The organism is Agromyces sp. Leaf222, from assembly GCF_001421565.1.
Lineage (GTDB): Bacteria > Actinomycetota > Actinomycetes > Actinomycetales > Microbacteriaceae > Agromyces.
Genome location: NZ_LMKQ01000002.1, coordinates 113,575 through 127,076, shown reverse-complemented (window position 1 = coordinate 127,076; position 13,502 = coordinate 113,575). Strand labels below are relative to the sequence as shown.

The following is a 13,502-nucleotide window of genomic DNA, read 5'->3' as shown; positions in this document are numbered from 1 at the left end:
AATGCCCGCGCGCACCTTCCGTCGTGGCGATCGCACGATCGTCATCCACGAGCCCGACCGCGCCGAGGCTTCGACGGTCGAGCCCGCCGGCAGCCGCACGGCCACGGCACCCGACGCCCCCACCTACGTGCTCGTGCACGGCCTCGGCATGGCCGCCGAGTACTGGGGCGGACTCGACGAGCGCCTCGCCGAGTCCGGGCGCGTGCTCGCGCTCGACCTCCCCGGCTTCGGCGATTCGCCGAAGCCGGCCAAGGCGCTCACGGTGTCCGAGACGGCCGACCTCGTCGCCGACCTGCTCATCGAGCTGCGCGCCGAGTCCTCCGTCGATCGGCCGGCCTCGCACCCCGTGCTCGTCGGGCACTCCATGGGCGCCCAGGTGGTCGCAGACCTCGCGGCGCGGCATCCGGAGCTCGTCGAGCGCATCGTGCTCGTCGGCCCCTCGGTGAACCCACGCGAGCGCACCGCGCACCAGCAGGCGGCCAGGTTCCTGCAGGACATCGCCGTCATCGACCTCTTCGCGTTCGCGCGCGGCGCCCTCGCCTACATCCAGGCCGGCAGCCGATGGGTGCTCGCGAACCTCCGGCCGACGCTCGAGCACCGCATGGAGCTCGTGCTCCCCCGCGTGCGCGCCGACGTGCTCGTGATCCGCGGCGCAGACGACCGCGTCGTGCCCCGCTACTGGGGGCAGGCGGTCGCGGTGCTCGCCCCGCACGCCAGGTACGCCGAGGTGCCCGGACGCGGGCACGAGGCCGTTCCGCACCAGGTCGGCCCGCTCGGCGACCTCATCGCCGGCCATGCCCGCGGCGACCGGTTGGGCAGTGAGCTCGCACCCCACGAACGGCGCGCGGCGCTCTCGAAGGCGCTCGGCGGCAGCACGACGACGCGCGTCGGATGGGTACTGCGCGACTACGGGTTCGGGGCTCGGCGACGACTCGTGCAACTCGTCTCGACCCGTCCGCCCGAGCGCTGGCGCATCGGCGACCCCGCCATGCCCGACGTCGTGCTCGTTCCCGGCGTGCACGAGCACTGGAGCTTCCTCGCGCCGCTCGCCGATACCCTGAACCGCGCCGGGCACCGCATCACGATCGTGCATGGCCTCGGCATGAACCGTCGATCCGTGCCCGACACCTCGAGGCTGCTGCAGCGCGCCCTCGCGCGGGTCGACCCACCGCCCGCCGGACGCGTGATCGTCGCGCACAGCAAGGGCGGCCTCATCGGCAAGCACCTGCTGACCGACCTCGTGCGCGGCTCGGGCCCACTCGGATCGGCGGGCTCCGATCGCCTCGACGTGCGCGGCGCGGTCACGCTCGCGACGCCGTACGCCGGCTCGGCGAGGGCCCGCTGGTTCTTCGACCCGAGCATGCGCGCGTTCCTGCCCACCGACGTCACGATCGTCGAACTGCAACGCGATGCCACGGTGAACGAGCACATCGTCTCGATCTTCGGCACCCTCGACGCGCACGTGCCAGAGGGCAGCGCGCTCGCGGGCGCGACGAACGTGATCGTGCCGGCGGCCGGGCACTTCCGGCTCACCGCATCGCCCGCCGCGCATCGCGCCGCGATCGACGCGGTGGCCGCACTCGCCGACGCCCGCCTCGTGCCCGTCACGCCCCCGCCGGCCCCCTGACGTTCGGCGTCGCCGTCCCGCGGAGCATGCGCGCGGATCCCTAGACTGAGCGCGTGCTCCCCGCCGTCATCCTGCTCGCCATCGCCCCAGCGCTCGTCATCTTCGCGCTCGGCATCGTCGCGCGCATCGTGTCCCGGCAGCCGGTGCACTCCCCGGTCGTGCAGTACACGAGGGCACGCGGGGCATCGGTGCTGCACGACGCGCTGCTCGTCGAGGCCGACCGGCGCGCGGCAGCCGCGGTGATCGTCGACCTCGCGGTGTCGCGCCGCATCCGCATCATCGCGAACGAGACGAAGCGCGAACCGATCGGCATCGAACTGCAGCCAGGGGCACCCCTCACCGGCGACGAGCTCGCCGTGCTCGAAGCGCTCTTCGGCCCAGAACACACGAGCACGCGCCTTCGTCGCTTCTCGACCGACCGGCGTGCGCTCTCGGCACGCCTGAAGTCGGTCGTGCGCAACGCCGACTACGCGCTCGCCCGCGCCGGACTCGTCGCCCAGCGCCGCATGGCCTGGCCCGGCACCACCCTCACCGTGCTCGCCTACCTCGGCATGCTCGTCGAGGCGCTGCTCCTCGTCATCACCCTCGGCTCCGGCGACTGGCCGGCGCTCATCGCGACGCTCGCGGCCCTCGCCGTGACGATCGCGACCATCGTCGTGACTCCGGCGTCGTGGCGCCGGTTCCTGCCCGCGGCACGCGAACGCCGCGAACACCTCGACGGCCTCCGCCAGTACCTCGTGCTCGCCGAGGCCGACCGCATGCGCGTGCTGCAGTCCCCGACGGGCGCCCAGCTGATCCCGGTGCCCCAGACGACGGATGCCGCGACGACAGCACCCGCCGACACCTCGCCGGCCGCGGCATCCGGCCCTCTCGCCCGCTTCCACCTGCACGAGAAGCTGCTGCCCTACGCCGTGCTCTTCGGCGTCGAACGCGACTGGATCGCGACGCTGAAGCTCGACGTGCAGACGCTCGAACGCACGAACGTCGACACGCTCGGCGATCTGGTGAGCGGCACGGCCGACCTCGCCGAGCTCACCGGGCACCTCGCCCAACTCATCGTTCTCGTCGACGACGTCGCGCACCTCACGGTCGCGCTCGGCGACCTCGTCGACGTGTCGGGCGGCCTCGTCGATCTCGCCGACGGCGTCGGCAGCGTGCTCGGGAGCCTCGATTGAGCGACGAGGCCGTGCGCATCCGCCTCGGCGACGACGGTCCGGCGGATGCCGCGAGCCCCGTCGGTGGCGTCGACTCCGTCTCGGCGCTCTACGCCCGACCCGCCGACGCGTGGGCGACGCTCGTCGTCGCACACGGCGCAGGCACCGGCATGGAGCACCCGTTCCTCGCGGGGTTCGCCTCGGCCGTGCGGGCGCTCGGCGTCGCGACCCTGCGCTTCGACTTCCCGTATCGCGAGGCGGGACGCAAGTTCCCCGATCGCCCGCCCGTCGCGATCGCGACGTGGCGTGCGGCGGCGGCGTACGCCCGCGAGCGCGCGATCGATGCCAGCGCCGATGCCGGCGAGCCGATCTGGGTGTCGGGCAAGTCGTTCGGAGGCCGCATGGCGTCGATGGCCGTCGCCGACGGCATGCCGGCCTCAGGCCTCGCCTTCCTCGGCTATCCGCTGCACCCGCCCGGACGCCCCGAGAAGGCGCGCGACGAGCACCTGCCCGACCTGGCCGCGCCGATACTGTTCCTGCAGGGGCGCAACGACCCCTTCGCCGCTCCGAACGAGCAGCTCGACGACCTCGTCGCGCGGCTTCGCTCCGAACGAGGCACGACTGGTTGCGCCGTCGACCTCGAGTGGATCGCCGACGCCAACCACTCCTTCGAGATCAAGGGTCGAAAGCGCCCGGCCCACGAGATCGGCGCCTCGCTCGCGGCATCCGTCGTCGACTTCATGCGCGCGAACCCGGCGTAGTCGAGCCCGGGATCACCGCCCGCCGGGCTCAGGCCCCGACGTAGGCCGCGAGGTGCGTGGCCGTGAGCGTCGCGTGGTCGGTGGATGCCGAGGCGACGAGTTCAGCCGGCGTGCCCTCGAACACGATGCGCCCGCCGTCGCGGCCGGCACCGGGGCCGAGGTCGATGATCCAGTCGGCGTGCGCCATGACGGCCTGGTGGTGCTCGATCACGATGACCGAGTTGCCATCGGCGACGAGGCGGTCGAGCAGCGCGAGCAGTCGGTCGACATCGGCCAGGTGCAGGCCGGTCGTCGGCTCGTCGAGCACGTAGATCGTGCCCTTCTTGGCCATGTTGATCGCGAGCTTCAGCCGCTGCCGCTCACCGCCCGAGAGCGTGTTGAGCGCCTGCCCGAGGCCGAGGTAGCCGAGTCCGACGTCGGACAGCCGCTGCAGGATCACCCGTGCGGTCTTCTCGGTGAGGTACTCGAGCGCCGCGTCGACCGAGAGCGCGAGCACCTCGGCGATGTTCAGCCCGTTGAGCCGGTACTCGAGCACCTCGGCGGTGAATCGCTTGCCGCCGCACTCCTCGCAGACGCTCGAGACCGTCGACATCGGGCCGAGCTCGACGAACACGAGCCCGATGCCCTTGCAGTTGGGGCAGGCGCCGGCCGAGTTCGCGCTGAACAGGGCGGGCTTCACGCCGTTTTCCTTCGCGAAGGCCTTGCGGATCGTGTCGAGCAGGCCCGTGTAGGTGGCCGGGTTCGAGCGGATCGACCCGCGGATCGGCGACTGGTCGACCACGACGACGTCCTCGTGCCGCGGAACGTTGCCGTGGATGAGCGAGGACTTGCCGGAGCCGGCGACGCCCGTGACGACGGTGAGCACGCCGAGCGGGAGGTCGACGTCGACGCCGGTGAGGTTGTGCTGCGTCGCGCCCCGGATCTCGAGGGCGCCCTTCGCGCTCCGCACGCTCTCGCGCAGTTGCGCGCGATGGTCGAGGTGACGGCCGGTGAGCGTGCCGGAGGCGCGCAACCCGTCGAGATCGCCCTCGAAGCAGATCTGCCCCCCGCGCGAGCCCGCGCCGGGGCCGAGGTCGACGATGTGGTCGGCGATCTCGATGACCTCGGGCTTGTGCTCGACGACGAGCACGGTGTTGCCCTTGTCGCGCAGCTGCAGCAGCAGGCGGTTCATGCGCTGGATGTCGTGGGGGTGCAGCCCGACGGTGGGTTCGTCGAAGACGTAGGTGACGTCGGTGAGGGCGGAGCCGATGTGCCGGATCATCTTGACGCGCTGCGCCTCACCGCCCGACAGGGTGCCGGCGGGGCGGTCGAGGCTGAGGTAGCCGAGGCCGATCTCGACGAACGACTCGACGTTCTGCCTGAGGTTCGTGATGAGCGGGGCGACGCTCGGGTCGTCGATGTCGGCGGCCCATGCTGCGAGGTCGGAGATCTGCATCGACGACGCCTCGGCGATGTTGATGCCGTTGACCTTCGACGCGAGCGCCTCGCGGTTCAGGCGCGCACCGCCGCACTCCGGGCACGTCGTGAACGTGAACGCCCGATCGACGAACGCGCGGATGTGGGCCTGCAACGCGTCGCGGTCCTTCGACCCGATGCTCTTCTGCAACTTGGGCACGAGCCCCTCGTAGGTCATGTTGATGCCCTGCACCTTGACCTTGGTCGGCTCCTTGTACAGGAAGTCGTGCAGTTCGGTCTCGCTGTAGTCGCGGATCTTCTTCTCGGCGTCGAGGAACCCGCCTTCGGAGTAGATGCGCACCATCCACCCGTCGGCCGTGTACCCGGGGATCGTGATCGCCCCCTCGGCGAGCGACTTGTCGCGGTCGAAGAGCTCGTCGAGGTCGAGGTCGTTGACCTGGCCGACGCCCTCGCACCTGGGGCACATGCCGGCGGGCACGTTGAAGCTGAAGTGGAAGCTCGGGCCGACGTAGGGGTCGCCGAGCCGCGAGAACAGGATACGCAGCAGCGCGTAGACATCGGTCGCCGTGCCGACGGTCGAGCGCGAGTTCGCCCCCATGCGCTCCTGATCGACGATGATCGCCGCCGAGACGTTGCGGAGGCTGTCGACCTCGGGCCGAGGCTGGGTGGTCATGAACGACTGGATGAACGTCGAGTACGTCTCGTTGATGAGGCGCTGCGACTCGGCGGCGATGGTGCCGAACACGAGGCTCGACTTGCCGGAGCCCGAGACGCCGGTGAACACGCTGAGCCTGCGCTTCGGGATGTCGAGGGACACGCCCTGCAGGTTGTTCTCGTGGGCGCCGCGCACCTCGATCACGTCGTGGGCGTCGGCGATGTGACCAGAGCCCCCGTCGGATGCCGCGCTGGACGTCTGCTGCTCGGTCGCGCTCATGGTGCCCCTTCCGTGCGGCGTGCCCGCGGTTCTCGATTCTGGCAGGGGCTGCCGACATCCGCACCGGCGCGAACTCGCCGCCCGTGCACAGCCCGCGAGCGTACGCTGTGCGCATGCCGCAGACCGAGACCGCCGGCCGCTCCGTCCGGACGTCGACGCGGTGGCTGCTGCCCGCCGCCGCCGGGGTGGCCTCGGTCGTCGTGGCCGCCGGCGTCGGCGAGCTCGCCGCCGCACTGCTGGCGTCGGCCTCGAGTCCGTTCGCGGTGGTCGGCTCGATGATGATCGACCTCGCTCCCCCGTGGGCGAAGGATGCCGCGATCGCCCTGTTCGGCACGGCCGACAAGGTCGCCCTGCTGGTGGGCATCGCGCTGGTGCTGCTGGCCGTCGCCGGCCTCGCCGGCGTGCTCGAGGCCCGCCGGCCGCCGTGGGGCCAGGTGGTGATCTGGGCGATCGGCGGGGTCGGCGTGCTCGCCTCGGTGACGAGGGCGAACGCGTCGATGCTCGCGTTCGCGCCCTCGGCGCTGGCCGCGATCGCGGGCGTCGTCGCGCTTCGGCTGCTGATCCGGCGACTTCCGACGACGGATGGCGCGGCCGAGGTCGATGGAGCGGGCGAAGGACGAGCGGATGCCGCGGGCACGCCCGCGATCGAGCGTCGCCGGTTCCTCCTCTGGGCGGGCGGCGCCACCGCGATCGGCGTCCTCGCCGCCGTGGGCGGGTACGCCCTGCAGGCCGGCTCCCGCGCAGTGACGGCGGCGCGCCAGGCGATCCGGTTGCCGGTGCCGACGACCACCGCGTCGATACCTCCTGGGGCGGAACTCGACCTCGAGGGGCTCACGCCGATCGTCACGCCGAACGCGGAGTTCTACCGCATCGACACCGCGCTCGCGGTGCCGGCCGTCGAGCCGGCGGACTGGAGCCTGCGCATCCACGGCGACGTCGAGCAGGAGGTGACGCTCACCTGGGAGGAGCTGATCTCGCTCCCGCTCGAGGAGTCGGTGACGACGCTCGCGTGCGTCTCGAACGAGGTGGGCGGCACGCTCATCGGCAACGCGGTGTGGCTGGGCTACCCGATCCGTGAACTGCTCGCGCGGGCCGTGCCCGGTGCGGACGCCGACATGGTGCTCTCGCGCAGCATCGACGGGTTCACGGCCTCGACGCCGCTCGAGGTGCTGCAGGACGACCGCGAGGCGATCCTCGCGGTCGGCATGAACGGCGAGCCGCTGCCGGCGGAGCACGGGTTCCCCGTGCGCATGGTCGTGCCCGGGCTCTACGGGTACGTGTCGGCGACGAAGTGGGTGACGGAGCTCGAGGTCACCCGGTTCGACGCGGCATCCGCCTACTGGACCGATCGCGGGTGGAGCGAGCGCGGACCGATCAAGCTCTCGTCGCGCATCGACGTGCCGCGGTCGGGGCAGTCGCTGTCGGCCGGACCCGTCGTCGTCGCCGGCGTCGCCTGGCAGCAGCACGTCGGCGTCGCCGCGGTCGACGTGCAGGTCGACGACGGCCCGTGGCTCCCGGCGACGCTCGCCACGGCCATCTCGGAGGACACCTGGGTGCAGTGGCGGTTCGACTGGGACGCGACCTCGGGCTCGCACACGCTGCGCGTGCGGGCGACCGGCGCCGACGGCGAGGTGCAGACCTCGGCCAGGCAGGGCGTCGTGCCCGACGGCGCCACCGGTCTCGACTCGCGCGACGTCACCGTCGGCTGACCCGCGCCGCCTGCGCGCCCGCGCTCACCCGCCACCCCTCCTGCTCCGCCACCGCACCTGCCGACACCCGCATGCTCCGCCACCGCTCCTCCACAGGACCGCCTGCACGGCGGCAGGTCGTCCTTGGCGGACCGACGTTCCCCTTCGGAGCGATCCGCGGTGAAGAGTTTCCCTCACGAAGTCACGCAACTTTGCAACTTTGCAACTTTGCAACACGTTCTCAGAACGAAACTCCCGAAAGGAGGGCCGATGGTCGCCGAAGCCATCAGGGTCGATGCGGACACCGCTCGGCTCGTCGCCCAGCTCGCGCATCTGATGGAGTCGACGAAGAGGTCCGTCATGGCCGATGCCGTGGCCGCATACGCCGAGGCACGGCTGCCGGCGCTCACCACCGACCGGCCGGGCTTCTCGGAGCTCTCTCCGCGCGAGCGCCTTCGGTTGCGCAGGGACGAGGTGCTCCGGGCGTTCGCGAGGCACGGTGCGTCGAACGTGCGGGTGCTCGATCCGATCGCACCGTTCGCGAAAGCCGGGGTGGCCGGGGCCGTCGGCTCCGACGACCACAGCGGCAGCGACGACGGCACCGCCGACGAGGCGATCGATCTGCTCGCCGAGACCGACATCATGATGGGCGGCGAGGCTGCCTCGGTGCTCTCGGGCATCGCGAGCCGCATGCTCGGCGTCCGCGTCGAGGTCACCTCGATGACGTCCCTCGCGATGTTCGCGCCCGAGCGACTCGCACGGTCGGTCGAATGCTCGAGCCCGCTCTGAACGAGCGGGCTCGAGGCGAATCACCTGCCGTCAGGCGAGGCGCGGGGTGCGCGGCGGCTCCGTGCGGCGCGTTCCCGTCGCCTCGAAGGCCGCGGCCACGCGCAGCAGCGCCGTGTCGTCGTAGGCGCGGCCGGCGAACGTGAGGCCGACCGGCATCCGGATGTCCCCCATGGTGCCCATGGGCACGGTGACCGTCGGGATGCCCAGGTGCCGCGGCACGAGGTTGCCGTTCGCGACCCACACGCCGTTGCGCCAGCCGAGATCGGCGGATGCCTCGTTCACGTCCATGTCGGCCGGGCCGACGTCGGCGACGGCCGGGAAGACGACGGCGTCGAGACCGAGGCCGTCCATCCACGCCTCGAGGTCGACCCGGCGGGTCTCCTCGAGCCCGCGCAGGCCGTCCTCGAGCTCGGGCATGTCGTCGAAGGTCGCCCCGGGGTGCGTGCGCGCCCACTCGGGGTACTCGGCGATGTCGTCGTCGAAGCCCGCATACCGATCGGGCAGCGAGCCCTCCGGGTGCGGGAAGATGCGCGGGCCGTCCACCTCGGCGAGCGCGCGCAGGGCGGGGTCGCCGTTGGCGTCGAGGAAGTCGTTCCACGCCCACGCCGAGAGGTCGACGATCTCGCGGCGCAGGTACTCCGGTGAGACGATTCCACGGGTCGCGATCGTCGGGGCGCCGATACGGTCGCCCTCGTAGTTCGACACCACCGGGAAGTCGACCTCGACGACCTCGGCGCCGGCGGCCTCGAGGTCGCGGCGCGCCGCCTCCCAGAGCTCCACGACCGAGACGCGGGTCTCGATGCGCCGCCCGGTGGATCCGCCGATGCCGGGGGTCCGTCCGGGCTCGGCCGTGCCGGCCTCGGGATCGGCGTTCACGTACATGCGCGGAATGCCGAGGCGACGGCCGGCGAGCACGGCGCGCGCCGACGCGGCACGCCCGCCCGCGGCATCCGTCGCGCCAGCGGCATCCGTCGCCGAGAGCGCGACATAGGAGTCGGGGCGCACCTCGGAGGAGGCCGGAATCGACACCCAGGGCTGCACGCGCCAGAAGTCGCCTCGGGTCTCGGCGTCGTCGGCGACGATCACGTCGAGCACCTCGAACAGGTCGGCCATGGTGCGGGTGTGCGGCACGACGACGTCCATGGTGGGCACGAGCGGCCAGTTGCCGCGCACCGAGATCACGCCGCGCGACGGGGTGTAGGCGCAGAGCGCGTTGTTCGACGCGGGCGCTCGGCCAGAGGACCAGGTCTCCTCGCCGAGGCCGAACGCCGCGAACGAGGCCGCCGTCGCGGTGCCCGACCCGTTCGAGGAGCCCGAGCCGAAGGCGGCGGTGAGGAAGTCCGAGTTGTACGGGCTCTCGGCGCGGCCGTAGACGCCGCGCTGCATGCCGCCGTTCGCCATCGGCGGCATGTTCGTGAGGCCGATCAGCACGGCGCCGGCGCCGCGGAGCCGCTCGATCGTGAAGGCGTCGCGCTGGGCGACGAGGTGCTCGAAGGCCGGCGAACCGGCCGCGGCGGTGAGTCCGCGTGCGAGGTAGCTGTCCTTGGCCGTGTACGGGATGCCGTCGAGCGGTCCGCGCACGTCGCCGCTCGCACGGCGCGCGTCGGAGGCGAGCGCGTCGGCCCGTGCGTCGGGGTTCATGACGACGAGCGCGTTCAGCGCGGTCGCCGTCTCGGGGTCGTCGTACGCCGCGATGCGGGCGAGGTAGGCGTCGAGCAGCTCGACCGCGGTGACGCGGCCCGACTCGAGGGCGGCCCGCAGGTCGGCGATCGACGCCTCGACGACGTCGAATGCGCCGCTCATCGAGCCGCCTCCACCTCGAGCGCGGGCTGCTGCTGCGTGATGCAGTGGATGCCGCCGCCGCGGGCGAAGATCTCGCGCGAGTCGACCGTGACGACGCGACGGCCGGGGTACGCGTCGGCGAGGACCTCGCGCGCCGCGGCATCCGCCCGATCCTCGCCGAACCCGCAGGCGATGACGCCGTCGTTCACGACGAGGTGGTTCACGTAGCTCCAGTCGACGAAGCCCTCGTGGTCGCGAAGGGTCTCGGGTGCCGGCAGGTCGACGATCTCGAAGCGGCGGCCCGCGGCATCCGCCTCCTGCTCGAGCTGGGCGCGCAGGACGCGCGTCACCTCGAAGTCGGGGTGCTCGGGGTTGTCCTGACGGTGCAGCAGCAGGAGGCCGGGCGAGGGGATCGTCGCGACGATGTCGACGTGGCCGTTCGTGCCGAAGTCGTCGTAGTCGCGCTCGAGGCCGCGGGGCAGCCAGATCGCCTTCGTCGTGCCGATCGTGCGCGCGAGCTCGGCCTCGACGCGGGCCTTGTCGGCGTACGGGTTGCGGCGCGGGTCGAGCTGCACGGTCTCGGTGACGAGCACGGTGCCCTCGCCGTCGACGTGGATGCCGCCGCCCTCGTTCACGAGCACGCTCGACACGAGCTCGGCACCGACGCGGTCGGCGACGAAGCGCGCGATCTCGGCGGACTTCGTCCACTCGGCCCACTCGGGGGCGCCCCAGCCGTTGAAGATCCAGTCGACGGCGCCGAGCACGCCCGGGCGCTCGTCGTCGACCACGAAGGTGGGGCCGAAGTCGCGCATCCAGAATTCGTCGAGCGGCGCCTCGACGAGCTCGATCGCGCCGTCGAGCATGCGGCGGGCGCGCGCGGTCTCGGTCGGGTCGACGACCATCGTCAGCGGTTCGAACGGCACGATCGCGTTGGCGACGTCCGCCCACGCGGCGTAGCCGGCCTCGCGCTCGGACTCGCTCTCGCCGAGGGTCAGGCCCTCGCGCGGGAAGGCCATCCACGTGCGGTCGTGGCGTGCGGTCTCTGCGGGCATGCGCCAGGTCATGCGAGGGCTCCTTCGGTTCGGTCGGATGCCGCGGCATCCGCTTCGGTGATCGCGGGGGCGGGGCGGGCCGCCGGGTCGCGGTAGGGCTTCGTGGTCAGCCAGAGCACGGCGTAGAGCCCGCCGGCGAGGAGCGGACCGACGATCGCCGAGAGGTCGGCCCCGCCGAGCGCGCCCGAGATCGGGCCGACGTACAGCGTCGTGTTGGCCATGAGCACGGCCACCGTCGTCGCGCCGGCCATGGCGATGACGCCCGGCCAGAACACGCCGCCGCGGTACCAGAACGGGCTGCCGCGGCGCTCGTCGGTGAGGGCGCGGCCGTCGTAGCGGTTGCGGCGCAGCACGATGTCGACGGCGTAGACCGCGACGAGCGGACCGAGCACGGTGACCGCCAGCTCGAGCGAGGAGTTCAGGGCGTCGAGGAAGCTCGGGGCGATGAACAGCAGCCAGGCGGCAGCTGCGGTCGCGGCGAAACCCGTCACGACGACGGTGAGGGCCCGCGGCATCCGGAACCCGAGGCCCTGCGCGTAGAGGCCCGTCGAGTACGCGACGAGCACGTTGTTCGTGATGCTCGAGAGCACGATCATCGCGAGGAAGACGGGCGTGAACCAGCCGGGCACGATCTCGGAGATCGTCAGCTGCGGGTCGGTCATGTCGATCGCCGTGCCGGCGATGACGCCGAGCGTGCCGATGAAGATGGCCGGGATGAAGCCGCCGAGCGCGGTCCAGACCGCGACCCTCGTCTTCGAGACATCCGTCGGCAGGTAGCGGGCGTAGTCGGCGCCGGTGCCCCATGAGAGCGGGCTCGAGGCGACGATCGCGAAGCCGAGCAGCAGCATCGCCCAGTGCTCGCCCGGCTCGAGCGGCGCCGGGGCGTACGAGAAGTCGGCCGCGCCGAACACGAAGACGGCGAGCACGACGAAGACGACGGCGAGCGCGGCCGAGAAGTACGGCGCGAGCTTCAGGATCGTCGCGTGGCCGTAGATGCCGATCACGAAGCTGAGCGCGGCGACCACGACGAGCACGCCCCATTCGGCTCCGGCCGGCAGCACGATGCCGATCTGCCCGATGAGGGCGAGGGCCGCGAGGGTGGCGAACGCGATGTTGATGATCTCGTAGAAGATGCCGATGGCCACGCCGAGTCCGGCGCCGAACACGCGACTGCCCCGGATGCCGAACATGGCGCGCATGATCGCGACGCTCGGGGTGCCCGACGCCGGGCCGCTGATCGCGAGCAGGCCGACGGCCGCCCACCACAGGTTGCCGAGCACCGTGATCAGCAGCGCCTCCCAGACGGGGAGGCCGAGCAGCATGAGCACGCCGCCGACGACGAAGTACAGGTAGATGACGTTGGCCGACATCCACACCCAGAAGAGCTCGCGCGGCTTGCCGTGGCGCTCGGTCTCGGGGATGAAGTCCGCACCGTGCGTCTCGACGTGGCCGGCGCGGTCGGCTGCGGTGACGGGTGCGTTCGGCTGCGGCGTCGGTGCGGCATCCGGGGTCGCGGTGGTGGTGTTGCTCATCGTTGAGGACTCTCTGCTCGTCGATCTCTCGACAGGATCGGGGACTCGATCTACTATTGATCAGACGATCAATAAGTTGCAGCGACGCTACCGACACGAGGTCACCATGTCAAGACCGGTCCGCAAGAAGGCCGCCCGCAAGACCCCGGCCGAACGATCGGCCGAGATCGCGGATGCCGCGCGCGACGTCGCCCTCGAGCAGGGCCTCTACGCGGTCACCCTGCGCAGCATCGCCGCACGCATCGACGTCGCCCCCGCGCTCGTCGCGCACTACGAGCCGAACATGGACGCCCTGATCGCGCGCACCTTCGGCACCATCGTCGCGACCGAGCTCGTCGAGGTGGGCTCGCTCGTAGCCCCACTCGAGACCCCGCGCGCGCAACTCGCGCACCTGCTCGACACCCTGCTCGACGGCACGCGCGACGACGTCACCGTGATCTGGGTCGAGGCCTGGGCCATGGGCCGCCGCAACGAGGCCCTCGCCCAGCGCGTGCGCGACGAGATGGACGACTGGCAGGCGTTCCTGCACGGCATCGTCACCGCGGGCATCGAGGCGGGGGAGTTCGTGACGGATGACGCGGCCTCCGTCGCCTGGCAGCTCCTCGGCATGATCGACGGCCTGAACGCCCACGCCCTCGTGCGGTGGGGGCAGGCCGCCGACCGCGGATCTCGCCTCGGCGAGGCCGTCGAGGGCATGCTCGGCGTCCAGCGCGGAGCGCTCTCGGGGCCGTAGCGGCGGAGACATCGGCTCGGCGCCGCCACGCGGC

The 13,502-nt window shown here is 71.9% G+C and carries 10 protein-coding genes; 6 read left to right on the top strand and 4 right to left on the bottom strand.

Annotated elements, in window-relative coordinates:
• The first annotated feature begins 1 nt into the window (after position 1).
• The 3 genes from ASE68_RS20310 to ASE68_RS15560 are packed head-to-tail and all read left to right on the top strand — an operon-like array spanning position 2 to position 3,542.
• Entirely contained in the window at positions 2-1,627 is a 1,626-nt protein-coding gene (locus tag ASE68_RS20310) for an alpha/beta fold hydrolase (protein WP_157421718.1), read from the top strand.
• Between the two features lie 53 nt (positions 1,628-1,680).
• Positions 1,681-2,802, top strand: coding sequence for a DUF2207 domain-containing protein (locus tag ASE68_RS15565; protein ID WP_055861746.1), 1,122 nt, complete (start codon positions 1,681-1,683; stop codon positions 2,800-2,802).
• A 17-nt stretch (positions 2,803-2,819) separates the two neighbouring features.
• Positions 2,820-3,542 (top strand): alpha/beta family hydrolase, encoded by a 723-nt coding sequence (locus ASE68_RS15560; protein ID WP_055862556.1) that lies wholly within the window; start codon positions 2,820-2,822, stop codon positions 3,540-3,542.
• Positions 3,543-3,570: 28 nt separating this feature from the next.
• Here the strand turns inward: ASE68_RS15560 and ASE68_RS15555 are convergent, their stop codons facing one another.
• A complete protein-coding gene (locus ASE68_RS15555; RefSeq protein ID WP_055861743.1) occupies positions 3,571-5,892 on the bottom strand; it encodes an excinuclease ABC subunit UvrA in 2,322 nt (773 codons plus the stop codon).
• Between the two features lie 113 nt (positions 5,893-6,005).
• On the opposite strand from ASE68_RS15555, the gene ASE68_RS15550 reads away from it, so the two are divergent.
• Complete coding sequence (locus ASE68_RS15550; protein ID WP_055861741.1) at positions 6,006-7,601, top strand: molybdopterin-dependent oxidoreductase; 1,596 nt, start codon at positions 6,006-6,008, stop codon at positions 7,599-7,601.
• 249 nt (positions 7,602-7,850) lie between these two features.
• Positions 7,851-8,369 carry a hypothetical protein gene (locus ASE68_RS15545; protein ID WP_055861738.1) on the top strand — a complete coding sequence of 173 codons (519 nt, stop codon included), beginning with the start codon at positions 7,851-7,853 and terminating at the stop codon, positions 8,367-8,369.
• Between the two features lie 30 nt (positions 8,370-8,399).
• Here the strand turns inward: ASE68_RS15545 and ASE68_RS15540 are convergent, their stop codons facing one another.
• The 3 genes from ASE68_RS15540 to ASE68_RS15530 are packed head-to-tail and all read right to left on the bottom strand — an operon-like array spanning position 8,400 to position 12,735.
• On the bottom strand, positions 8,400-10,172 hold the full coding sequence (locus ASE68_RS15540) for an amidase (protein WP_055861735.1): 1,773 nt from the start codon (positions 10,170-10,172) through the stop codon (positions 8,400-8,402).
• Positions 10,169-11,215 carry an agmatine/peptidylarginine deiminase gene (locus ASE68_RS15535; protein ID WP_055861732.1) on the bottom strand — a complete coding sequence of 349 codons (1,047 nt, stop codon included), beginning with the start codon at positions 11,213-11,215 and terminating at the stop codon, positions 10,169-10,171. Before ASE68_RS15535 ends, ASE68_RS15540 begins: the two co-directional genes overlap by 4 nt.
• Positions 11,212-12,735, bottom strand: coding sequence for a cytosine permease (locus ASE68_RS15530; RefSeq protein ID WP_082462408.1), 1,524 nt, complete (start codon positions 12,733-12,735; stop codon positions 11,212-11,214). The genes ASE68_RS15535 and ASE68_RS15530 overlap by 4 nt, the downstream gene beginning before the upstream one ends.
• A 106-nt stretch (positions 12,736-12,841) precedes the next feature.
• Between ASE68_RS15530 and ASE68_RS15525 the strand changes: the two genes are divergently transcribed.
• Positions 12,842-13,468, top strand: a complete 627-nt coding sequence (locus ASE68_RS15525; RefSeq protein WP_055861729.1) for a TetR/AcrR family transcriptional regulator — start codon at positions 12,842-12,844, stop codon at positions 13,466-13,468.
• The last annotated feature ends 34 nt before the right edge of the window (positions 13,469-13,502 follow it).